This window comes from Candidatus Brocadia sinica JPN1, from assembly GCF_000949635.1.
Classification (GTDB): Bacteria; Planctomycetota; Brocadiia; order Brocadiales; family Brocadiaceae; genus Brocadia; species Brocadia sinica.
Window position 1 is genome coordinate 2,634,361 of record NZ_BAFN01000001.1, and the last position, 22,470, is coordinate 2,656,830.

At 40.3% G+C, this 22,470-nt stretch carries 18 protein-coding genes and 1 riboswitch; of the genes, 5 read left to right on the plus strand and 13 right to left on the minus strand.

Going from position 1 to position 22,470, the window contains the following annotated elements:
• Nucleotides 1–90 precede the first annotated feature (90 nt).
• The 4 genes from BROSI_RS11940 to BROSI_RS11955 all read left to right on the plus strand — a co-directional run bounded on the left by BROSI_RS11940 (nucleotide 91) and on the right by BROSI_RS11955 (nucleotide 7,470).
• Nucleotides 91–627, plus strand: coding sequence for an REP-associated tyrosine transposase (locus BROSI_RS11940; RefSeq protein WP_052564025.1), 537 nt, complete (start codon nucleotides 91–93; stop codon nucleotides 625–627).
• 387 nt (nucleotides 628–1,014) lie between these two features.
• Nucleotides 1,015–3,972, plus strand: a complete 2,958-nt coding sequence (locus BROSI_RS11945) for a LamG-like jellyroll fold domain-containing protein (RefSeq protein ID WP_052564026.1) — start codon at nucleotides 1,015–1,017, stop codon at nucleotides 3,970–3,972.
• Between the two features lie 539 nt (nucleotides 3,973–4,511).
• A riboswitch (cyclic di-GMP riboswitch) is annotated at nucleotides 4,512–4,631 on the plus strand.
• Between the two features lie 89 nt (nucleotides 4,632–4,720).
• A complete protein-coding gene (locus tag BROSI_RS11950; protein WP_052564027.1) occupies nucleotides 4,721–4,957 on the plus strand; it encodes a hypothetical protein in 237 nt (78 codons plus the stop codon).
• A complete protein-coding gene (locus BROSI_RS11955) occupies nucleotides 4,954–7,470 on the plus strand; it encodes a PKD domain-containing protein (protein ID WP_052564028.1) in 2,517 nt (838 codons plus the stop codon). The genes BROSI_RS11950 and BROSI_RS11955 overlap by 4 nt, the downstream gene beginning before the upstream one ends.
• A gap of 177 nt (nucleotides 7,471–7,647) precedes the next feature.
• On the opposite strand, the gene BROSI_RS11960 is transcribed toward BROSI_RS11955, so the two are convergent.
• The 12 genes from BROSI_RS11960 to BROSI_RS12020 all read right to left on the minus strand — a co-directional run bounded on the left by BROSI_RS11960 (nucleotide 7,648) and on the right by BROSI_RS12020 (nucleotide 19,577).
• Nucleotides 7,648–8,160, minus strand: coding sequence for a type 1 glutamine amidotransferase domain-containing protein (locus BROSI_RS11960; RefSeq protein WP_052564029.1), 513 nt, complete (start codon nucleotides 8,158–8,160; stop codon nucleotides 7,648–7,650).
• A gap of 164 nt (nucleotides 8,161–8,324) precedes the next feature.
• A complete protein-coding gene (locus tag BROSI_RS11965) occupies nucleotides 8,325–9,395 on the minus strand; it encodes a tyrosine-type recombinase/integrase (protein WP_052564030.1) in 1,071 nt (356 codons plus the stop codon).
• Nucleotides 9,382–9,900, minus strand: a complete 519-nt coding sequence (locus BROSI_RS11970) for a hypothetical protein (RefSeq protein WP_052564031.1) — start codon at nucleotides 9,898–9,900, stop codon at nucleotides 9,382–9,384. The genes BROSI_RS11965 and BROSI_RS11970 overlap by 14 nt, the downstream gene beginning before the upstream one ends.
• Nucleotides 9,897–11,384, minus strand: a complete 1,488-nt coding sequence (locus BROSI_RS11975) for a DUF3631 domain-containing protein (protein ID WP_052564032.1) — start codon at nucleotides 11,382–11,384, stop codon at nucleotides 9,897–9,899. The genes BROSI_RS11970 and BROSI_RS11975 overlap by 4 nt, the downstream gene beginning before the upstream one ends.
• Entirely contained in the window at nucleotides 11,371–11,634 is a 264-nt protein-coding gene (locus tag BROSI_RS11980) for a helix-turn-helix domain-containing protein (RefSeq protein WP_052564033.1), read from the minus strand. Before BROSI_RS11980 ends, BROSI_RS11975 begins: the two co-directional genes overlap by 14 nt.
• A gap of 11 nt (nucleotides 11,635–11,645) precedes the next feature.
• Nucleotides 11,646–12,737: a hypothetical protein gene (locus BROSI_RS11985; protein WP_052564034.1), complete on the minus strand. Its 1,092-nt coding sequence runs from the start codon at nucleotides 12,735–12,737 to the stop codon at nucleotides 11,646–11,648.
• A 236-nt stretch (nucleotides 12,738–12,973) separates the two neighbouring features.
• Entirely contained in the window at nucleotides 12,974–13,165 is a 192-nt protein-coding gene (locus tag BROSI_RS11990) for a hypothetical protein (protein ID WP_052564035.1), read from the minus strand.
• A 103-nt stretch (nucleotides 13,166–13,268) separates the two neighbouring features.
• Nucleotides 13,269–14,264 carry a hypothetical protein gene (locus tag BROSI_RS11995; RefSeq protein ID WP_052564036.1) on the minus strand — a complete coding sequence of 332 codons (996 nt, stop codon included), beginning with the start codon at nucleotides 14,262–14,264 and terminating at the stop codon, nucleotides 13,269–13,271.
• A gap of 506 nt (nucleotides 14,265–14,770) precedes the next feature.
• Nucleotides 14,771–16,186, minus strand: coding sequence for a hypothetical protein (locus tag BROSI_RS12005; RefSeq protein ID WP_052564038.1), 1,416 nt, complete (start codon nucleotides 16,184–16,186; stop codon nucleotides 14,771–14,773).
• A gap of 284 nt (nucleotides 16,187–16,470) precedes the next feature.
• Nucleotides 16,471–17,151 (minus strand): HNH endonuclease, encoded by a 681-nt coding sequence (locus BROSI_RS12010; protein WP_052564039.1) that lies wholly within the window; start codon nucleotides 17,149–17,151, stop codon nucleotides 16,471–16,473.
• Nucleotides 17,152–18,186: 1,035 nt separating this feature from the next.
• The gene (locus BROSI_RS12015; RefSeq protein WP_052564040.1) at nucleotides 18,187–18,984 is read right to left on the minus strand and encodes a nitrilase-related carbon-nitrogen hydrolase; all 798 of its coding nucleotides are present in this window, start codon (nucleotides 18,982–18,984) and stop codon (nucleotides 18,187–18,189) included.
• The gene (locus tag BROSI_RS12020) at nucleotides 18,981–19,577 is read right to left on the minus strand and encodes a hypothetical protein (protein ID WP_052564041.1); all 597 of its coding nucleotides are present in this window, start codon (nucleotides 19,575–19,577) and stop codon (nucleotides 18,981–18,983) included. Before BROSI_RS12020 ends, BROSI_RS12015 begins: the two co-directional genes overlap by 4 nt.
• A gap of 96 nt (nucleotides 19,578–19,673) precedes the next feature.
• Here BROSI_RS12020 and BROSI_RS12025 point away from each other — a divergent pair, with 96 nt between their 5' ends.
• Nucleotides 19,674–20,435, plus strand: coding sequence for an MBL fold metallo-hydrolase (locus BROSI_RS12025; protein ID WP_052564042.1), 762 nt, complete (start codon nucleotides 19,674–19,676; stop codon nucleotides 20,433–20,435).
• 231 nt (nucleotides 20,436–20,666) lie between these two features.
• Here the strand turns inward: BROSI_RS12025 and BROSI_RS12030 are convergent, their stop codons facing one another.
• Complete coding sequence (locus tag BROSI_RS12030) at nucleotides 20,667–22,004, minus strand: DEAD/DEAH box helicase (protein WP_052564043.1); 1,338 nt, start codon at nucleotides 22,002–22,004, stop codon at nucleotides 20,667–20,669.
• Between the last annotated feature and the right edge of the window lie 466 nt (nucleotides 22,005–22,470).

Here is a 22,470-nt window from a genome sequence, read left to right on the forward strand (position 1 = left end):
TAATAAACGCCTTAAATAATAACAAGAATGTAGGATGGGTGAAGCGATAGCGCACCCATCAAATTACGGTTTTGTATAGGGAGTTTAACCATGGAATATCGTAGGGCATGGTGCGCAGGAGGTTGGTATTTTTTTACGGTGGTTACGTATAAAAGACAACCGATTCTGACTGTACCGGAGAACATTTCTCGTCTCAGAAGGGCCTTTCATCATGTAAAACAAAAACGCCCATTTGGGATTGACGGAATTGTAGTATTGCCGGATCATGTGCATTGTGTTTGGCGATTACCCGAAGAAGATCGTGATTTTGCAACGAGGTGGCGATTAATCAAACATTTTTTTAGCCGGGCATGTTTTTCTTTGGAAGAAACGCAAAGCCACTCAAGAAAGGGTAAACAAGAACGTACCGTGTGGCAGAGACGATATTGGGAACACCTCATCCGTAATGAAGAAGATTGGCGGAGGCACATGGATTATATTCATTATAATCCCGTCAGGCATAAGCTGGTGGCAAGGCCATGCGATTGGCCACATAGTTCATTTCAAAAGGTGGTCAAACAAGGTTTGTATGAATGGGATTGGGGGAGCAGCGAACCTGAAACGATTGAAGAAATGGATTTTGAATGAGATTATGTAAAATGGTTATTATGTTGATGACTCTGCTCCGCCTGACCCATCCTGCATGAAAAACGACGAAACATTGGGAATGATGGGTTCACTTCGTTTAACCCATCCTACATAATCTAGTAGGATGGGTGAAGCGATAGCGCACCCATCAGATTTTATTCGTATAGCGACAGAATATAAAGCTGTAATTGACCAATATTTACAACTTTTCTGAAAAAATCCTTAATCCGTATGCTATCCGTATGCAACCGCGTGATAGCGTATGTCAAACAGGGTATCCGGCAATTGGCAATCCTTTAGTCGTCTTTATCAATTTAGTTTTTTTAATAATTTCCAATGGTCGTCTGTTTTTATAAAACCTTTTGTCAGATAGGAGGAGGACGCAACATGGAAGGTATAAAAAAATGGCTTTCAGTATTTTGTGTCTTAACCGTTTTTGTAGGTATCTTCATTTTTACCCTGCCTGCCTGCAGTTTTGCTGTTGTGTATCACACGAACGAAATAATCCAACAAAGTGAAACCACCTGGTACGCTGCCGATAACCCCCACATCGTCCAGGGATATGTAATACTTGATCCCACGGTAGAGGGTGTAGTTATATTGACAATAGAGCCAGGATGTGTCGTAAAATTTGATGGCAATGCATACATATCCACTGGTCAATACCAGGTAAAAGGCGCCTGTTTAAATGCGAATGGGGACATTGGCAATCCCATCATCTTTACCTCTAATCAGGCAATCCCGGCGCCGGGTGATTGGCGTGGGATAAGATTTGAGGAGAGTACCGGCGGGGTAAGTATGAGCAATTGTATCATTGAATATGCGACTGATGCGGTTCTTTGTACGGACAACGCAGTACCTTTCCCCCTTTTTCAAAACTGTACGATCAGACATTGCGGACGTGGTGTTCTATGTAAGTTTGATAGTTCCCCGGTTATTCAAGATTGTACGATAGAAAATACCACCGAGGGTATCTACCTTAGCAACAATTCTTCGCCGAATATTCAGCATTGCACGATAAACAATGCTAACGGTACTGGTATCGAGGTTTTGAGTGGCTCTTCGCCAACCATACAGCGCTGCACGATTTCAGCGTGTGGTATGGGTATTCGAGTTGGGGGGGATGGTCCGTTGCCAAATATCAGCGATAATACCATTAGTAATTGTGTAACTTATGGTATGGAATTTAGCAATGCCTTACCTGGTTGTACCATAGCAAATAATGTCTGGAATAATAACGGTTGGTATCCCATCCGCGTTACGGCGTATACAGCCAGCTTTCTTGGCGGCGGGAATACCGGAAGCGGTAACGGGACGGATGCTATATCAATTTCCGGAGGATTGGACTACTTCGGCGCCCCAGACGCCACCTGGCCAAAGGATGGATTTGATTATGAAATTAGTGGTTTTTTGAATATCGGTCTATATTCAACAGCTACCTTGACCATAGAACCAGGGTGTGTGGTGAAATTTAATAGCCCGGGAGGACTCATTTTTCACAAAGGCGCTTTAAATGCACATGGAACCAGTGATAAGCCCATTACTTTTACCTCCAGCGCGGCAACCCCTGTACCAGGAAATTGGAGTGGGATAACATTTGGACCTGACACCTATGATGCAGGCACAATCATGGAGCACTGCATTGTAGAATATGCAACAATGGGAATTACCTGTCAAGATGCCTCGCCTGCCATTCAGCATTGCACGGTAAGAAACAATGATACCGGTGGTATTTACACATCGGTTGGAGCCGCGCCATCCATAACCTTCTCGAATATACAAGATAATAAATATGGTGTTCTGTCTAATGACGCCAATCCCGTTATAAACCATTGCAACATCACCGGCAATCTTTACCATGGTATTCTTAACCAGGGTAGCGCTGTTGCCATAAATGCGGAGAACAACTGGTGGGGTGATGCAAGCGGCCCTTCCGGCGCCGGTCCGGGGACAGGCGATAGCGTTAGTGGCCTTGTAGACTATACCCCGTGGCTCTTGTCGCCATTCACGGGCAATTCCTCCGGCGCCCTGAGTATTTATACCTTTAATGAGGGAATGGGGACGGCTGCTTATGATTATTCAGGCAATGGCAATGACGGCACCATCAGCGGGGCAACATGGACAACTGGCAAGGACGGAGGCGGGTTGGATTTTAACGGTACGAGTAGTTATGTGTCAATCCCCCTGATAAACAGCGCCGAGGTCTCTGTGAGTGCATGGTTCTATAAGGATGCTGAAGATATCATCCGCAATGATGCCATCTTCAGCGGATTCAGGAACAATGCAGATCTGCAAATGCGGGAGGGGTTTGAATTGCGGTTTGATTCAAGCACCCCCGACACCCTTGCGTTCGTCCTCGTGACACAGGATGGAGTCGGAAACAAGACGATGCAAATTGCCCGAAGGAACCTGCGTAACTCCGTTGGTAGTTGGTATCATGCCGTAGGCACTTACAACCAGACGACAGGTCAGCAGAGGTTGTATGTCAATGGAGAATTGGTCCGTACCGTAACCCATCCGGCGGGAAATACCGTTGTGCCGTTGACATTTTATCCCGATATGAGGATGGGGCATTCGAGGGTTAAAAACGGATATTTCAATGGTATCATCGATGACGTTCGCCTCTACAATCGACCCTTGAGTGATCAGGAAATCCATGACTTATACAACGCCTTTACCGGTGTCCTGCTGGCACACTACACCCTTGATGAAGGGGCGGAGACGATCGCCAATGATTCGTCAGGCAACGGTAACCACGGTGCAGTCAATGGAGGGGCGATATGGACGGCGGGGATAAATGGAACTGGACTGGGTTTTGACGGGGTAGATGATTATGTGTCAATCCCCCGAATCAACCAGGACGAGATTTCCATTTCTGCATGGTTCTATAAGGATGCTAAAGATACCATCCGCAATGATACCATATTTAGCGGGTTCAGAAGTAACTCAAATCTGCAACTCCGTGAGGGGTTTGAATTACGGTTTCCCGCAGGTGCCCCCAATACCCTCCAGTTTGTCCTTGTGACACAGGAAGGTGGCGGTGCAAGGACCACGAGAACGGCCCAATGGAATTTAGGCAATTCAGTGGGAAGCTGGCACCATGCTACAGGCACCTACAACAAGACGACGGGCGAGCAGAGGCTCTATGTAAATGGCGCATTGGTGAATACGCAAACCCATCCGGCAGGAAATACAGTCGTACCATTAACGGCGTATCCTGATATGAGAATAGGGTATTCGCGGGTGAATTCAGGCTATTTTAACGGCGTCATTGATAATGTCAGGCTTTATAAGTTGGAATTGACTGGTCTGGATGTGATGTATCTCTATAATAATGGGCTATGAGCCGCCTTGTAGGGTAGGCTCGCCTACCATTTATTTCGTATTAATGTAGCTTTTTGAAATCCTGCATGAATGGTATTTATTGTAGGGGCAGGTTTCAAGTCTGCCCCTATTACGGTATGTAAAACATTGTTATTGTTGGAATTTTTCAAAAAACTAAATTGTTACTTTATTTCAAATTTATGTGGGTGGAAGGGGGCAAAGGGTCACCGTCTTAAATGATAAATGAATTGAGTCTTCCTCAAGAAAAAAGTGTGACATGGCACATAAGTGTGAAGGCACACTTATGTGCCATGTCATACTTTTCCCCATCTTTCAGATATCCAATTCAATCTTTGTACTATGCATAAATATATAATAATATATTACTTCAGATTAATATAGCATAATAATTCTTTTGTCCTAATTATGGTACACTTTATGCTATTAACATTTTCTTAAGGTATTTTTCAAAGGCGTTGTTTAATCTGATCTATGATTTAAAATTTTATTTTTTATTTGACAGCGATTATAAAAACTATTAAATCCTCCTACAAAAAGGATAACGAAAAGGGCAAATCCTGAGTGATCAGGGGACGCAAAGTAACAGGGTCTTCAACAAAGTTGAGAGTAGAGAGTTAAGGGTTTAGTGTTATATTTTGGAAGACAGCCTTACTGCCGAAGATGTTTTGATGGACATTTTTGCAGTAAGGCTTTTTTGTTTTATGGATATAGAGAAACTTTGCCGGAAGCTCTGTCGAATACTTAGACAATGGGGTACACCTCACGAAAAGAGTATCCAAACGATGAAACTGTAATGTATGCAGAGATAGTAGACAGGACAGAAAAAAGTGCAAATGCATCTGCTTTAAGAGCAATTGCGATGGATGCTTTTATCAATGCGGCCAAGTTTTATAGTGTAAGAACTGCTAAATTGGCAGAAGTTACAGGTGTAGCTTTGAATAATGATAGTCACGGATACCTTAATAAATTCAAGGGGATAAAATGAAGAAAATAAATTACTGGTTTTTAAAATGGTTTTTATTGTTTATTGTAGTTGTAGGAATAAACCTTACAGGGAATTATATGCAAGTCACAGCTATGGAAGTTAGTCTGAGTATTGCGGAAATTGCACAAACTGCCGATCTTATTTGTATCGGTACAGTAGATCGTCAAATGTGCCAGTTTAACAATAAAGAATTTATTATTACTGAAGTGTATTTTACTGATATTGAAATTGTTCATGAAACAGAGCGTTCTAAGCAGAAAAAATTTTCTGAAATTCAGCTGTCATATGCAGGGGGGCAGGTTGGTGATAAAGGAATGCGTGTAAACGATGCGCCAATTTTGCAGGAGGGACATCGCTATCTTATGTTTCTACAAGACGATGGGAAGGTTTATATGAACCCTGTTGTAGGAGGAAGACAAGGTCTATTCGAAATAATACACGATATGGATTCCCAGAAGGAATATCTCTTAACTCCATCGAAGAAGGCCGTTGTTGGCATAAATACGGAAGGAATCAAGGTCAGTAGAAAACGTGTTTCGCATATTAAAAATGGTAGAATAATTGAAGAAGAACCAAAGGAACAAATATCTGAAAGGTTTAAGTCTCAATTACCGAGTCCTTCTAACCCAAACGATTCTGTTAGGCAATCGGATATCTTAAGTAAAAGAACCGATGATGAACTTCAGTTACTGAGTTTGAAAGAATTTGTTGACTTCATTAAGAATATCGCACTTAAGACACATCTGGGGAAAAAAAGGTTAAAAAGAGGTAGTCAGGGGCGATTTTATAGGAGACAAAATGGGAAAATGGAAGTCGAAGACTTTAAATCAATAGTTAGACAGAAGTTGCCGACTCTTGGTGAAAAAGGAAATAATACAACTATATTAGAAGTTACAGGCGAATCTGATAAACGTGCCAGGGTATATTCTGAAACTGTTCCGGTTCCTAAAGGGGGGACATTAGGTTATTGCGGCATTCAATCTTTGCCAATTGTTATGGAGCAGGTTCCTGAGGATTGGTTTTGTTACGATGACAATGAGTTTAGTGTGTCTATGTGGAATAATTTTATGGATATTTACAGAAAATATGCTGATGATGGGAATGACCGAGGGAATAACGGTGTAAATGAATTTGTGGGTTTTCTTGATGACTCACAGTTATATAATGCATATGGGTTTAATTGGGGAAGCGGTCTTGCTGTGTGCATAACTTACTCCTGGGATTATTATAACTGTACTGAAATCTTAGAGACAGATATTGCATTTAATAATGCCTATTCTTGGACGGATGACGAAGATTATGCTTTGGGTAATTATGATGTTATACTGTATCGTCCAGCTGTTAATCATGAAGTGGGACATTCCTGGGGTTATCAACAAGGAATTTATGAAGAAACATATGACTATGACTACCTCTCTGTCATGCACCCATACTATTTTGATATTGTAGAAAATGGAAGAGGCATACATCACCCTGATGCATATTTAATTCGCAGGGCATATGATAGCCAGACAGGCATTTTAGATGTTGTAGATGTTGGTGTTGAGTCATATTATGCTTCCGATGGATTACATAATGCTGAAACAGATAAAAGTTCTTATTTTGCAGGGGAAAACATTACTATAGAAGATGTTACTGTAGAAAACATGTGTTATAATGATATTTCTGACCTAAGAATTCGATTCTATTTATCAACAAATAGAACTATTAGCACTAAAGACTATCAAATGGGTGGATATTACTATTGGACTACATCTACTGGAGAAGCGTATAACGTCGATACATATACAATGACTATACCAAGTGATATCCCACCAGGTACTTATTATGTAGGAGCAATGGTTACAGTCGATGGATTCGAAGACGATGATTACACTTCAAATAATACGATGACTCTCTACGATACCATCACGGTGCAGTTGCCCAATCAGGCACCCAATGGGGTAATAGATACACCCGGTGGAGATATGACGATCAATGTGGGAGGTTCGGTGAATTTTACCGGTACGGGTACGGACCCTGATAACAACACTCCGTTGAACTACCTGTGGAGTTTTGGGAGTGGATCAGGTATTTCCGATTCAGCGCAAGAAGATCCCGGTCTGAAACAATTTAATACGGCGGGCGCTTTTAAGGTAAGCTTTACGGTGACAGATACCCTGGGTCTTGCCGATCCGACGCCGTCCACCCGCACCATTACCGTTGCACCTTGTGAGGCAGAGTCGATAGACGTGTTTCCATCCGGGTTAACGCTTACGTCAAATAACAGTGATGATGTAACTGTGACTGTGAAAGGAGAAACTGGATGTCTGGTTGAGGGTGTGACTGTTACATCGGAGATTATTTCTAAAAATGGATGGAAAAGAATATCAGTTTCGCCGGAAAGTCAATTGACAGATTCCAATGGTCAGGCCGTGTTTGAAATAACTGCAAAAAAGAAGAAAGGCAGGGCAACGGTTGAATTTGACGCAAATGGATTAAAAACTTACTTAAATGTTAAGGTTAAAAAATAAGATCTTGCGTATGGGATTTTGACAGATTGTTCGAAAATACAATTGTCCCAATAGATGTATACGGCATATATTGTTTGTCTGGAAATAATTATCAATATCGGGTATATTACCGATTGGATAAACACGTCATTGGATAGCCTGTTAAATAATAAATATTGATATTTCCCGTTGCATTATTCATGACGATATACTTTTCAACAATTTCATCGTCTCCCGCAAAAAAGCTGGTAAATCAGAAGGTTGTCTTGATGTGACAAGGTTGCCGTCAACAAGCACTTCTTTGTCTTCATAGATGGCGCCGGCGTCCTTCATCTCCTGAGCCACTGACTTATAACAGGTTGCATGTCTTCCCTTGAGCAAACCTGCCGTTATCAATGTCTGCGGGCCATGGCATATGGCTGAAACAGGTTTGTTTTTCTGGAAAAAATACTTCGCAATTTCAATGGCAGCCTTTTCTTTCCGTATAGCTTCGGGGGCCTTTCCCCCAGGGAGGATGAGGATATCATAATCACCAGGTCTCACCTCCTGCAAAGTTTTATCTACCGCTACCTCATAACCGTGCTTCCCTTTTATCGTGTCCTTTCTTATGGAAGCAATGTCTACCTGAATTCCCTCTTCTTTTAATCGATAATACGGGACAAGAAGTTCAGAATCTTCGAAATTATCAGCGCTTATGATCAGTGCCTTCATATCATTCCTCCTCCAATTTGTTTCGGATTTCAATATTTGTAATAGTTCTCCCTCTCTTAACCACTTTCACCAGGGCAACGTCATTGAATTAAAATAACGTGTTGCCCTTTCAGGGCATTGAAATAAGTTTAGATTAAAATGTTAACAGCCATAAGGACACGTATTTAAGCCGTTTGTATAGCCATAGCAACATTTGATTGTGCTAAATTTGTGCTATATTCACTATAGCTTTTCTCTAAAAGTTCAACGGCCTTCCTCAGATGTACAGGGGTAATATGGGCATATCTTCTGGTCATCCGTGTATCTTTGTGTCCCATAAGTTCGGCAAGGGTATCCAGGTCAACCCCTGATTGACGATGCCAGGATGCAAAACAATGCCTTAAGTCATGGAATCTAAAATCCTCTATTTCTGCACATTTCAAAGCTTTTTTAAAGTTTAGTCGAATGCGCCCGGCTTTAAAAGGTATTCCGTTATTATCATAAAAGACATAGGGGCTTTTAGAATCATTTTTCTTCATTACTGCATATAAAACGTCATACGCAGGATTAGCCATCGGAATTCTTAAATCCTCACTATTCTTTGTCTCTTTACCATTCAACGTAATCACCTTTGCCCGTAAATTAACCTGATTCCACTTTAAATTTAAGATATTACCCCGCCTTAACCCTGTCCAGGCTGCAACAATTACTATGTCCCTTAGCCAGCCTTCACAACAGTTAAGAAGTTTATTAAACTCATCAAATGATAGATGCCTTACCCTTTTGTTATCAGCGTTTTGCTCCATTTCTATTGTTGGTGTTTCTTTTATCCACTGCCAACGATTCCTGGCAAGATTAAGCATCCTTCGGAGTATTTTAAACTGTCGGTTAATGGTTGCTGGTTTTACTCCCTGTTTTTTTCTCATTTGTTTAAAGTCGTCTATCAATGCAGGGGTAATTTCGCTGAGCTTGTATTTACCAAAAAAGTCTTTCAGTTGGTTCAGGTAACTTATCGAACAACGCCAGCTCTTGAGTTCCCTGAAAACCTGATATTCGTATTTTTCGGCTAGCTCAAGAAATGTCCGCTGGCTTGCCTCATGAGCTTCAAACCATTTTCCCTCAACGATGTCGTGTTTAACCTTGCAGTAGATTTTTTCCGCCAACTTCTTATCCGTTGTCTCTGTCGATTTTCTTACCTGTTGGCCATTGTAAGTGAACCGCATCCACCAGACCAGACCTCTTTTATAAAGTCCCATGTTCTTCCGCCTCCTTTCCGAGACCTTGACATGGGCCTGGTTTCCCGTTGGATGCATTATATACACCATCCAGAACGCTATCAATACCATTTTTGGCGCAATATAACTTAATGCATCTCTTGTTCATTTCTTCCCATTGGTTTACTATTTCCTGAAAGGCTTTTATGTCTTTTCCTTCGTCCCAGACCTTGTTCATTCTCTGTTCGAGTTCTTGTGCTTTAGTATACATCCTGGGAAACACTATCATTATGTAACTAAACGTATCCGCTCGGTATACTTGTGCAATTTCGTCTACCTTATCCTTAAAAATAGCTTCCATTTTGTTCATAGTCTTCAGATACTCTATGACTATAGCCTTATTCCCTTTTATCTCATTGATTATTGTTGAAGCTTCTTTCAGTGGATTGCCTTTGCCTACAAACTTGAGCTTGATCTTGTCACCTTCCAGTGAGATGCTATATCCCAGGTTTTGAATGGTATTGATTAATTTCGGAATAGTGTTCAAATCTCAATCTCCTTCTCTGGAATACCTGTATCCTCTGCTAAATCAGCCATTTCAATGGTCGCATGGTCAGGGTCATTATCTGGCATGGACTTATGACTTACCATTGCACTACTACTGCAATGGTCATCAATGGTCATGGTATTATTGTTGATCTTGTATCTTTGATATATGTTCTCGATACGGTCATAACTGAATTCATAAGCCCTTTTGCCGTCTTTTCTCCCAGCCGACTTATCATAAAGGCTTAGTTGCTTGAGTATCTTCCCTACCCATATATGGAATCTCTTTTTTTCTTTTTCTTCCATAGTTGCATAATCTGATTTCAACCTCTCTGCTATGTCGGTTACTGTTAATGTCTCTTTTCCTTTGTCCTTTACCATTTCTTTTAATGTTTCAAAGAGTTCTATTTCATATTCAGACAGTTCATTTTGGGTTTCTTGCATACTTTCGAGGAAAAATCCTTTAATCTCTTTTGTTTCTTCATCTGGCACATCTTCAAGCCTTAATATAGTTTCAAGAGGTCTCCAGAGTTCCTTTACCCTGTGTGATACGTCCTTTCCTGTATCTTGATATATTTCCTTTACCGCATGCCATCGTGTTAAAAGGAGTCTGTATAACTTATCCCTTAAATCTCCCCATATTGTCAGGTATGCGTCAGGATAGGAATATTCCTTGATAGCCCTGAGCATGGTAATTTCAATACACCTATCCTTTAAATCGCTGTCTAGTTCCTTTATACTTGCAAATGCCTTTGGCCCGAAGGTCTCAAATTCCATAATTCTACGACTCTTGTTTGACATGTTTACAATCCTTCTCTTACCGCCCCCAATGGTGTAACTATCCGAAAGGATACCTAATATTTCTGTATTCTTTTTGTTGCTGAGTTCTTCGGCCTGGTCATTCAAGAATGTTCCCCGTATTCCATCAATGCTATCCGCAAGGGCTGCAACCGATACGCCTTTTACCTTCATGGCGTTAAATGACAATCTCTCCAATAAATCCAGAAACCTACTCTTACCGCTCTGTTTTTTCCCATAAATGAACAAGAAGGGGAAGGCATGGAAGCATCTATGAAAATAGGTTGCTATAATCCACGCCGTTATGATGCCGTAAATGGCTTCTCTTTGAAATTCGATATAGTTTTTCATTGTTTGTTTTATTTCCTGATAGAGTTCTTTTGGTGGTTCTTTATTGGTAATAAAGTTTACTATCTTGTTTTTGTCCCATCGGTCATTCACCCTTAAGAGTATCCTGTCTTGTTCATGGAATATGATTGTTTTATCTTCGTATTTGAAAAGATGCTCTTTGTGTATTGATATATCTTTTCCCGATTTGATATAAAAATTCTTATCCTCTGGTTGATTGTTCGATATTACCGTTTCCCGGAAGCCTAATGACATGAATGTTTGGTTTACTTCATATGAAGGATGGGCAATAATAATATCGTGTTCATTATCTGTATGAGTTGGGTTATTCTTTTCCATAAATTTCCTCGATTGCATGTTTAACGATCCTGTCTATATCCTGCTTTTTCTTTGCCTTTTTTGTGATCCTTTGGGGTACGACTTTTAAACCGTAGGATGCCTTTACCCATTCCTCTATCTTTTCCATATCAAAACGCCAGAGGCCATTGAGCTTAAAAGACGGTATTCTCTTTTGATTTACCCATGAATAGATGGTTGACTGCTTAATTTTAAGAAATTCTGAAACTTCTTTGATGGTTACTATCTTCATGTTGTCTTACCTTAAGCCTTGTTATATTTCTTCTTTTTATTACCTATCTTTGTTTTTAAATAATCTTCGTCCTTGCCGTTTGTCTGTTCCCTGAGATAGTTTTTGGCCTTCTCTAAATATTCGCTGAGTGTTCCCTTGTCAACGTTTTCAAATCCTTCACGGGCTGCAAAGGCCGTGATATATCCAATGCCATTTTGGAATAACGTCTTATCGCTAGGTATCCTCGATTTATTTACCTCTCTTAATATCCCGGTGAATTTACCGTCATTAAATCTTATATCCTGAATCTTTTCCCACAGTGGGTTTGTTTTCCATCGTGTCCTATTGATGGTAGTTTCTTTTATTGCGAGCCTTAGCCAATCACGGGTACAATACTTCCACATATCGTTAATTTTTTCCATAAGGCTTGAAAATGTGTTTATTTTCATCTGTCCCAAAAGTTCCCTTCTCAATTGAAATTCAAGTCTCCATACCCTTTGGAATGTGTCCCAGCCTTGCTTTTCCCATATCTCCCGGAGATATTCCTTGCGACTCTTTTCAATCTCAACGGTTTTGTCATAGAGTCTTGCCAAAATATCTCCGCCCTGGCCTATTGTCCAGCCGGTGAATATATCACCATTCCAATATTTATGGGTCTTTTGCGCCCTCGTAATCCAGGATACCTTTTCTATGGTTTCCAATTCTCCATTGGTAACGAAATCAGTAAAGACATCGGTTCTGCTGATAGTTTCTTCTTCTATCTTTTCTAAAAGCATATTTACGATTTTTCTTAAATTGATGATTGCGTTATCAAGACCGTAACAGGTAAGGAGTTCGCTTGATACCTGGACATATATTTGAGGGAGTTTTTGTCTCTTACTTCCCGATATTTGCAGGTGATACCAGTTATCAACCAGAATAAATGAATACCACTTTGTACCCCTGTCTGATACCTCAAAACAATGGTCATCAATGGTCATTACTGCTAAGGCTTGTTCCTTTTCATCTTCTGACTGAGCCAGTTTCTTTTTTTCTTCCAGGCGTTCTTTTAACCCTTCCTTGATCGTACCCTTATAAGACACATATAAACTGTCAATTCCCTTCAATACCTCTTTAAACTCCATCTTTAAATCCTCCCAAAATAGTTCCCTGTAATTTGGCGGTGCTGTGTTACTAGGCTTCGCACCGCATGAATTATTACCAGTCCTTGTAATCTTTATCTGACCGTTATTATTGTTCTGCTAACTCAACACAGATTCACTTGCGCCTGCATATTTGTGTTACCTGCGTACTTTGCCTTTCCTGGGGCAGTACGCCTAAGGAATGGCGCAAGCACATTGTTGTACCAGGATATGGATATTCACCCATTTTTTAAAATATCGCCATACATCTGCTTTTTTTCCGGTACGTACGCGCGTGCTTCGTTATGCTCCCGCTTGCGCTCCGCTCCACTCAGCACGTGTACCATCAGATAGCCAATTTTTAATGAAAGAAGGCTGTGATCGCCTTGCCCAAAACAATTGTATTGATTTACTGTTTCTCTTATTTTCACAATCGATCCTGGAAATAAAAAAGGCCACAGTATTTATCTGTGGCCTACTATAGGAAAATTTATCTCTTATGTCTTGGACATGAAAAATATTTTTTATGTCCGATTAGTAAAAATCATCTATCATCTTGTTTTCTATTAAACGTTTTACATGCTTTCTAAACGATTCCGGGTCATCCTGTACTATTACCCCACAGGATTTTAATAACTCCCATAGTTCCTGATTGTTTAGTTTACAAAGCCCTAGTCCCCAAAACGAAATTAAAATACTGTTTAACTTTGTGTATTCAATATCATTCTCTAAAGGCGTTTTTTCAATGGCCATTCCTAGTTTTTTAAAAAAGCTTGCATCTCCAGCATAGAATGCCTTTCTTATACGCTTGCGTAGCCAATTCAAGTCAAATAGCCTCTTATCAATTTGTATTGCCTTAAACAGTGATTCATCATTTCCCTTTTCAGCTTCTTCCAAGAGCCCATCTAACGATTTTTTATGTGTTATGCTTGATACGGTATTAAATACTTCCGATAGACTTATTTTGATTAGGTTTAATCTATCGAGTCTTTTTCTTTTTATGGACTCATCATTTTCCGTATCCCAATATCCTTTAAGCATTACTTGGATCATTAAAGTTGAAATGTTCATAACTACATCGAACACGCATCTTTTAAGGTCTCTTTCAGGCCTTCTATCAAAATAGGATTTCAGTTTTTCTTCTGTCTCAAAGAAACTAAAAAACATTCTATAATATTCCTTGCTTTCTTTGTTTGGCAATCCGTGTATCATCTTTAATAAATACGATTTCTTTTGTTCAAATTTCTTTGCAGTAAAAAACTTTAATATGTACTCAATATCATTACTCGCCCCTAATTTAATAATGTCCTTTGTTAGCTTTTTATTGTATTCATAATCATATTTAATTTTCTTATGGAATGAAGGATATCCTTCATGTTTCAGAAAATTTAATGAGTCATCATCAAGGCACAAGTAACCGGTATTTACGTTAATGTGAGACCTATCAATAAAGTCTAAATATACCTTTATGAGTTCATCAAAGTCAGGGTCGATTTTCTCTTTCCAGCCATCGGTCTTTTCCGTTTGCATATTTCCTCATATAAGTTGATAAAATCCCTATTTCACCCAATTCATTCCCTTCCCTCTTAGCTCCACAAAAAACGTTCCGCTAAGAGCGAAGGTTTAACGCTTATTTCTTCGGCTAACCTTATTGCCTTTCCTATCACAGCATTCTTTCATCTTCTACAAAACAGAAGATCAAAGAATGCTGTGATTTATTAATTATCGGTTAATCCTTTGTAATATTTAATCACCCATATTTCACAAGTATATTGTTTTTAATTGAAATAGGTTTGTAGTTTTTCAGATTTGATACTTGGGAGGGGAAGATTTTAAATGCAGGGATGTCTATTACAGGAAACAGTGTTATTTTATCAATAACGTAAGTATGAATTAGAAGGTTTTGAGATTTGATATATTTCCAGTATAACGCCATCATCAGCCTCCGGGCCACAGACCTGAGAATGAAAATGAAAAAGCGCTATCCCCTGCCGGCTGGATGAATTTGTTGTGCAATATAATTTGCATAGTTTTATTTATGATGTGGCAATATTGTTGCCGACAGATTTCAATCTATCTATTATAGACTTCGGTCGCATCCAATTATAATAAATCTCATGAAAGATACCCTCTCCAAGATTCATTTCCATTTTCCTAAAACTATACCGAATAAATTTACCATTAAACTGGGGAACCCCCTTCGCTAAACCTTTAGATTTTTGTCGATTTGCTTGCTTAACACTGGAAAACCCCACATCCAGTCCGTGTTCTTTACATAATGCAATGAAGTTGTCAGCATTAAAATAGTAAAGAATTCTTTTTCTTCCAAATAATAAATCCATTAAAAAATTATCGGCAATCTGGCGAGCTGCTACGGGATGCAATACAACCGATCCAAAGCCTTCTCGCCAGTCCTTCAATGGAAGCTTGTTAAGAATATTTGGCAGGTTTGAAGGATAGTTTTTGTCTTCGAATGATTGGGGATTTGTAAACACATGGTAAACATAAAGCCTTGCATCAAATTCGCCCAGCGCAGCGATATTAGCGTTTTTGTGATTTATTACACCTATAACTAAGCAGTCATCAACTATATCAACAGCAAAATTATCATGGTCTGCGGCCTCAAGTAATCTCTCAATCGTATCGGTGTATAATTGACTAACCGAATTATCAGATACTATAAATAACTTTTGCTCTGGATTATCAGGGTTTTCATAAATCCCGGGATTGGCGTGAATTAAATCTATGTTTTTGGACATATTTAATTGTTGACGAAAGCATCGTTCCATCTGTTTAATGCCTTTTTCAGCGTATTTGTTAAAAAAATCAAAGTATGAAACATCTTTTTCACTGGCAATAGTTTCAAGTATTTCTTCATTAACCCTTCCTGATTTTGCCTCTATAAAGTCGAATTCGATTGATTTATTTTCCTCAATATATGTCACTTTTAAAATATCCGCAATACAAGAGAAGCGGCAGAAATCAAGAGGTACAGCAAACACATTTGGACTTTTATTGACATCATTTACGTATTTTAGCACTGAGTCAATATTTTGGTGACGCAACAATCCTGACTTTGGCCCTTTGAATATTTTTGTTACGCTTGACCTGTCCCAATTCATAGTTATCCAAATATATGTATTGAAAAACAATTCTAAAATTATTTTTAGGCCAACTTTTAAATTAATATTTTTTTCAACAGATGAATCTTTTTTATTATTACTGAGAAGCTCCAAATCATTTTCGATCAACAAGATTTTCTCGACAAGTAAATTTTCAGCTTTTTTCCAAGAGTTATAACACTCTCTTATAAAGTCGGAATAATTGTCTTCGATTTTATCAGGAGTCGAGAATCTATCAAGATCGGTGACGCTCCGTGTAAGTAGTTTTCTACATTCAATTAGCGTTTTCTCAATTTGCTGTTGTTCATCTATTAGCGAAATATTAGTCATGAAATCCGACACCAATAAGCGTTAAGATTCATTTGTAGTTTTTTCAGATTTGATAATTTGGAGAGGAAGATTCTATATGCAAGGATGTCTATTGCCGGAAACCGTGTTATTATACCAATAACATAAGTATGCATAAGAAGGTTTTGAGATTAGTATATATTCAAGGTATAACGCTAAGCTTAGTGAACCGAACCACTGAATCACAAAGTAAAAAAAACCGCTCTGCAAATCTCAAACAACACCTGCCCCAAAAGCGCCGTGTGGTTCGATTTTACTGCAGCGCGTTATGCGCTATATTTGTCTGATTTACCAAGATTACACTCCGAACAAAGTGTTTGGAGATTTTCAATTATAGTTTCTCCACCTCCAGACCACGGGACAATATGATCAATATGTAACTGAACTCCGGACGACAATGCCGGGGTGTTACCACACATTACACACTTAAAGTTATCTCTTTTCAGAACATTATATCTTAAGGACAACGATATACTTCTATTTGTTTTATGTTGTATATCTGACAATGGTTTGGGAAAGGCGCGTGATTCTTTTTCAATTTCTTCAACAGAAGCTCCAGATTTCCAAGAAACAAACTCTAGACATATTTCATACCAGGTTTTTTTAAATTCTCTTTGATACTTGGAAATAGATACTGGAGAAAGTGGTTGTTTCATTTCTTTTGCTCTTGGTTGTCGACCTAGCTTTTCCCAAACAGTCTCCAAGTTCTGAAACAGATAATCATGGTCTATGTTTCTGTCATATCGCGGTGAAATACCTGCCTCGTTGCATAATGAGGACCACTTACCAAAATGCCTTTCTACTGTTGTAGGTGATATTCCTAGCCATCGGCAGAAATCACGACTAGCAACATATTTAGTGCCGTTTTTATCGACAAAGCCTCTTAACGCCGATAGCAATTCCTCTTTTGAATATTTGTTAAATCGTTTTATTGTGTAATCGGTCATTTACTTAATTTCTGCTAGCGCATAACAATTAATTAGATTGATCCGCATAATATGCGGAATACAGATTTATTGTACATATAACATGCCTTTGATACGTTAAGTACTATATTGATAAGTACTTCATTCACCACAACTTATGTCTTTTTTCATTTGTTATCACATTGCCTTATACGGATCAGCATAAAATCCTCTTGTTCCATTTGATCCAATGATAATAAGCCTGCTCCATGCGGCTGTTGTAATTAGAGGATGATAATACAAAAATGAAGAAGAACGCAAGCCTTTTTCGTTTTTTTCTGGGGAAAGAACGGTGTTGAATCGTTCCAGGTTATCCGAGAATTGTTATTTTAGCAAATCATGTGTTATAATTTGTACTAATTTTGTGCTAAAATTAACCCAAAAGGATAGAAGTAATTGAAATGAATAGAATTGATATAACGACAACAATCCCTTAAAATTCAAGGCAAAACAGGAAACCAGCCCAATATCAAGGACTTAAGAATTTTTAATATTTCGCCCTTTCAGGGCTAAAAATATTGTTAAACCTTGTCCCAGGGCTGCCGCCCTGGGCTATACTCTGCCAGCCCTTCGGTCTTTTCCGCAAAGCGAAAAGCTCTCGGCCTTAATTCAATGACATTACCTTGCGAAAGTGGGCATAGGTTGGTTATTTAATTAAGCCTTCGGTACTTTCTCAATGTAGAGCGATGAGACTCGTCGCTCTACAACCACAGCATTGAAATCCCTTGTATAATAGATTGCCTTTGGCAGCGACTTTTAGATACACGGCAAATGCCGGTCAAAAACAACCCCCTTTATTAAGGGGATTTAACTGCTCGCTCCCAAACTCCTTCCCCATTTTCATGAGGACATGGTTTGGGAGCGTACTGGACGAGAAACTCAGTTTCTCTGTAATTGTGTTCCCAAACGGATGCTTCAACAAGTTCAGCACATTGGTTTGGGAACAAGCGGTGGCGGTTTATTTAAAGACAATCTTCAAACAGCTAAAAATGTTACCAATTTCGAATATGTTTACTCTCATTCCTCAACGTGCATGGCAAACTTTAACCGACGGTCATTGAACAGATGATTCATAGGAGTTATCTGCTTATCGCGAGCGATTTTTGGGTTAATTTCAACAACGATTGCCTCATCCCGATCAGATGAGGCACGACAGAAGATCTCTCCCTTTGTCCCTACAATCTGACTGGTACCGATAAAAGTAAGCGTTTCTTCTGAACGTTTCTCCGTTCCAGTACGGTTGGCAGTAATTGCAAACACCCTATTTTCAAGACACCGTGTTATCATAGCCTGCGGACAATACGGCAGGACAAGGTTAGCTGGGTGACAGATAATATCTGCTCCCTTTACGGCCAGGTATCTTGCGACTTCTGGAAAGAACCAGTCAAAACAGATCATGATACCAATCTTTACCTGCCCAATGTCATAGACGTTCAATTCGACATTTCCCGGCTCAAACCACTTTTTTTCATTGGAGAATAGATGAAGCTTTCTATAGCAGCCAATGAATCCATTCGGTCCTGTCAACACGGCCGAGTTATAGCAACGCCCTTTTTCCCGTTCAGACAGGCCTGCCACAATATAAAGGTGTTTTTCCTTTGACAGATTGATCAGCGTACGTGTCGTTTCTCCATCTGGAACTTCTTCTGCTAAAGCAAAGGCCTCTTCTTTTGATGTGAACTGATAACCTGTATTAAAGAGTTCAGGTAAAACTACCAGGTCGGCATCTAGTTGTTTTATTAGCTGAATAGCATTACGTACATTCTCATCCTTTTTCCCAAAAATGGGCGATGTTTGCAAAAAGCCGACCTTCATCGCATTTCCTTTAAGTTAAAAACAAATCTTCGCTCTTTATTGAGTGAACTAAGGATTATGAGCGTGACCTCCTCATCAGGTTCTAGGTAATAGTTTGGGAAATCATATTGACATGCGGCGCGATAGGTAGCAGGCATCCTGATTCCAAGGTTGGTAGGCCTGGCATGAGTATCGTTTTGCTCATTGACCGGTTGGATGGGCTTGTTTTTATACAATAATACTGCATGATAATCTCCGGCAAAACCAGGGGAATTGCCATACAAAACAACCCGGAATGACAAAATGTCCTCCACTTCTGAAATCATCTGAAATATCTGAGGTTCCGTTAATTTCCCGGCGGCCAGAGCCGCCTGCCTTGCTTCATATGCCAGCATGCTAAATTTGGTGTTTAAGGCCGCCCATTCGTATCCATCGTGGGATACAACTACCCATTCATCGAAAAATGAGATATAGTCCAGGTCTTTGTTTTTTTCACCATATTCAATAGCCTGTCTGATTTGCTCATCGGTCAGGAAAAAGTATACGGCATACGCATCTTTGGAAAATGCAAAAAGCAGGACCACCATCCACAAGAAAAGAAATTTTTTCATCATTTTTATTCACAATAACACGAAAGAATCCTTGAAATCATTACAAAATTATCCATATAATAATAACAGAATTTAGTCAATAGAGGAATTAAAGAATTTATGAAGATAACATTTCTGGGCACTGGTACTTCTCATGGGGTTCCCATGATCGCCTGCAATTGCAGGGTCTGTACCTCTGATAATCCGAAAAATAAACGGATGCGTACTTCTGTATTGGTCAGCAAAAATGGCTGCAATATCCTTGTTGATGCCACACCAGAATTAAGACTCCAGTGTATAAAAAACAATGTCACAAGCCTGGATGCCGTACTTATTACCCATCCCCATGCCGACCACATTTTTGGTCTGGACGATCTTCGACGATTCAATATGGTCCAACGGATGGATATCCCCCTTTATGGCACTTCTAAAACCCTCGATACCATACGAAACGCCTTTTCCTATGTTTTTAATAACGAATCAGGTCCGGGTGGTTATAAACCCAGATTTTCTATGAATGTCATTCATGGTAATTTAAAAATAGGCAGCCTTTCTGTCGTACCTATAGAAGCGATTCACGGCGATGGGCAGGTGACGGGTTACAGGTTTGAGAAATTTGCTTACATTACTGATGCAAGCGAGATACCAGCCGGATCGCTGGAAAAATTAAAAGACCTGGATATACTTGTTTTGGGAGCGCTTCGCTATATTCCTCACGTAAAACACTTCAGTATCGAGCAGGCATTACGCATCGTCAGACAGTTAAAACCACGGAAGGCTTATTTTACCCATATGTGTCATGATATTGAACATGAAGAAGACAACCGCAAACTTCCAGCAGGCGTTGAATTCGCCTTTGATGGACTTGTGGTCGAGTTATAAAGAATGATTCAATTGTGAAAAAAGAATGTTTTGGCCCGTTAGGTAAGTTTTAATGGTACTTACTGATTGAGGCGTTTCTTGTGTATTTTTAAAGTTCATTCCTGGCATTTGGTTCCTGATTGTTAAAACGTTTTTCTTCCTACCCACATCAATCCTACCCTGATTGCATTTGATGATGATTAATTCATTGGCAAGGCAAACACATCTGTCTCTTAATTAATATCATTGATGTCAGCGCGTACCGTGCGAGTGGTGAGATCTCCGTGCCGACGAACCGGTTGTGCGCGATACTTTCGGGTGGCGCCGTTTCGTTACCCGTGTAGTTGACGCCGTTTGCCGGGTGGCTGATCCGAAGGTGGCTGATTTTTGCGATCTGGTCCGCCGTGCTGCGATCTGTTTGTGGCGGTGTTGCGGTTGATGAAGCGCAGATTCTGTCTTCTGCGCTGGCGCAGTGTAATTGAAGTCTTTCAGTATGCGTCGTTCTAATTTTACGCCAAGGGCGCTCTCCACGGCACGTACCATGGATGCATCCTCCCGCGTGATAAGGGTAAACGCATCTCCGGTTTTGGCCGCACGGCCCGTACGTCCGATGCGATGAGTGTAGGTTTCTGCAGTGTCGGGCATGTCGTAGTTAATTACATGAGAAATCCTTGAAACGTCGATACCCCGAGCGGCGATATCGGTTGCTACCAGGATCTTGAACGAGCCGTTACGGAAGCCTTCGAGAGCGGCTTGACGCTTGTTCTGGGATAGGTTGCCCTGCAGTGAAGTCGAGCAGTAGCCCGCTTTTTGTAGTCGTTGTGCTACCTGTTTGGCGCGATGCTTGGTGCGTGTAAAAACGAGCACTGATTCTGTATCTGTGTGGCGCAAAATCTCCGTTAGCAGCGCAGTTTTGAGGTGCTGATCGACCGGATACAATGCATGTGAGACAGTGGTTAATGGGACCGTGTGGTTGATTTGTACCGTAACCGGATCATGCAGGATATCGTGTGCCAGACGACGGATATCATTGGGCATGGTGGCAGAGAAAAACAGTGTTTGCCGCTGCGCCGGCAGGTACTTTAATATCTTCCGGATATCAGGCAAAAACCCCATATCGAACATACGATCTGCCTCGTCCAGCACGAGTACTTCCAGATGTGATACATTGATCGTGCCCTGGCCAATGTGATCAAGCAGGCGGCCGGGGCAGGCTACTGCGATTTCTGCTCCACGACGCAGCTTCTGGATTTGGGGGTTTATAGCTACACCTCCATAGATGGTAACACTGCGCAATCCGGTTTGCCGTCCCAGTCCGGCGATGGTCTCGTGTATTTGTTCTGCCAGTTCACGCGTGGGCGCGATTATGAGGGAGCGAAGACGTCCGCGCTGCCCCTGCATCAGACGCTGCAAAATCGGCAGCACGAATGCTGCAGTTTTGCCTGTTCCGGTTTGGGCCAGGGCGATAATATCCCGGCCCTGAAGAATTGATGGGATAGATTGAAGCTGTATCGGCGTCGGTGTAATGTAACCGAGTGTCTGTACACCAGCCGCAATAAGCGGATGGAAATTGAACGTTTTAAAATTCACTGAAACTCCTTATGGTTAAAATATGAGCCAAGTCACCTTTGTTAATGGCTCTCTAATAAACTATAATTCAATTGTTTGGCTGTAGCGTCCAAAACTCTCTGACCAGGATTCTTCAAAAGTTGATAGGGAACGATTTGTAAATGAATTGTGTCTGCCTTGTGGGTCAGAGACTCTTGTCAACCCTGATGGATATTAGTCAACTACGAATAGCCAATTACCTACTTCAGTTAGCGACTGTTACGTAGTCCTGCATGGTATATGCCGTGGAGGGATAAGATGCATACCTGATGTATGCAGCAGTTATTTGAAACCTCTATTATAAACTACTTTCGCCTACCTCTTTTAAGTATGAACACATTATACAGAAAATTTCTCTTTAAGAAAACAGAATATTAAAAAAGTTTTTTACTTTCCTGCCGTTACAGCTTATATGGGAGTTTTCGCCCCTTGCCCGGTAGTCTGTTTC

Coding starts and splice junctions, on each gene's coding strand:
- BROSI_RS12015 (WP_052564040.1), bottom strand. CDS start 18,984: ATGAAGGTCGGCTTTTTGCAAACATCGCCCATTTTTGGGAAAAAGGAT.
- BROSI_RS11975 (WP_052564032.1), bottom strand. CDS start 11,384: ATGGAAAAGAATAACCCAACTCATACAGATAATGAACACGATATTATT.
- BROSI_RS12020 (WP_052564041.1), bottom strand. CDS start 19,577: ATGATGAAAAAATTTCTTTTCTTGTGGATGGTGGTCCTGCTTTTTGCA.
- BROSI_RS11995 (WP_052564036.1), bottom strand. CDS start 14,264: ATGCAAACGGAAAAGACCGATGGCTGGAAAGAGAAAATCGACCCTGAC.
- BROSI_RS12010 (WP_052564039.1), bottom strand. CDS start 17,151: ATGACCGATTACACAATAAAACGATTTAACAAATATTCAAAAGAGGAA.
- BROSI_RS12025 (WP_052564042.1), top strand. CDS start 19,674: ATGAAGATAACATTTCTGGGCACTGGTACTTCTCATGGGGTTCCCATG.
- BROSI_RS11985 (WP_052564034.1), bottom strand. CDS start 12,737: ATGGAGTTTAAAGAGGTATTGAAGGGAATTGACAGTTTATATGTGTCT.
- BROSI_RS11950 (WP_052564027.1), top strand. CDS start 4,721: ATGGGGTACACCTCACGAAAAGAGTATCCAAACGATGAAACTGTAATG.
- BROSI_RS11955 (WP_052564028.1), top strand. CDS start 4,954: ATGAAGAAAATAAATTACTGGTTTTTAAAATGGTTTTTATTGTTTATT.
- BROSI_RS11945 (WP_052564026.1), top strand. CDS start 1,015: ATGGAAGGTATAAAAAAATGGCTTTCAGTATTTTGTGTCTTAACCGTT.
- BROSI_RS12005 (WP_052564038.1), bottom strand. CDS start 16,186: ATGACTAATATTTCGCTAATAGATGAACAACAGCAAATTGAGAAAACG.
- BROSI_RS11940 (WP_052564025.1), top strand. CDS start 91: ATGGAATATCGTAGGGCATGGTGCGCAGGAGGTTGGTATTTTTTTACG.
- BROSI_RS11960 (WP_052564029.1), bottom strand. CDS start 8,160: ATGAAGGCACTGATCATAAGCGCTGATAATTTCGAAGATTCTGAACTT.
- BROSI_RS11965 (WP_052564030.1), bottom strand. CDS start 9,395: ATGGGACTTTATAAAAGAGGTCTGGTCTGGTGGATGCGGTTCACTTAC.
- BROSI_RS11980 (WP_052564033.1), bottom strand. CDS start 11,634: ATGAAGATAGTAACCATCAAAGAAGTTTCAGAATTTCTTAAAATTAAG.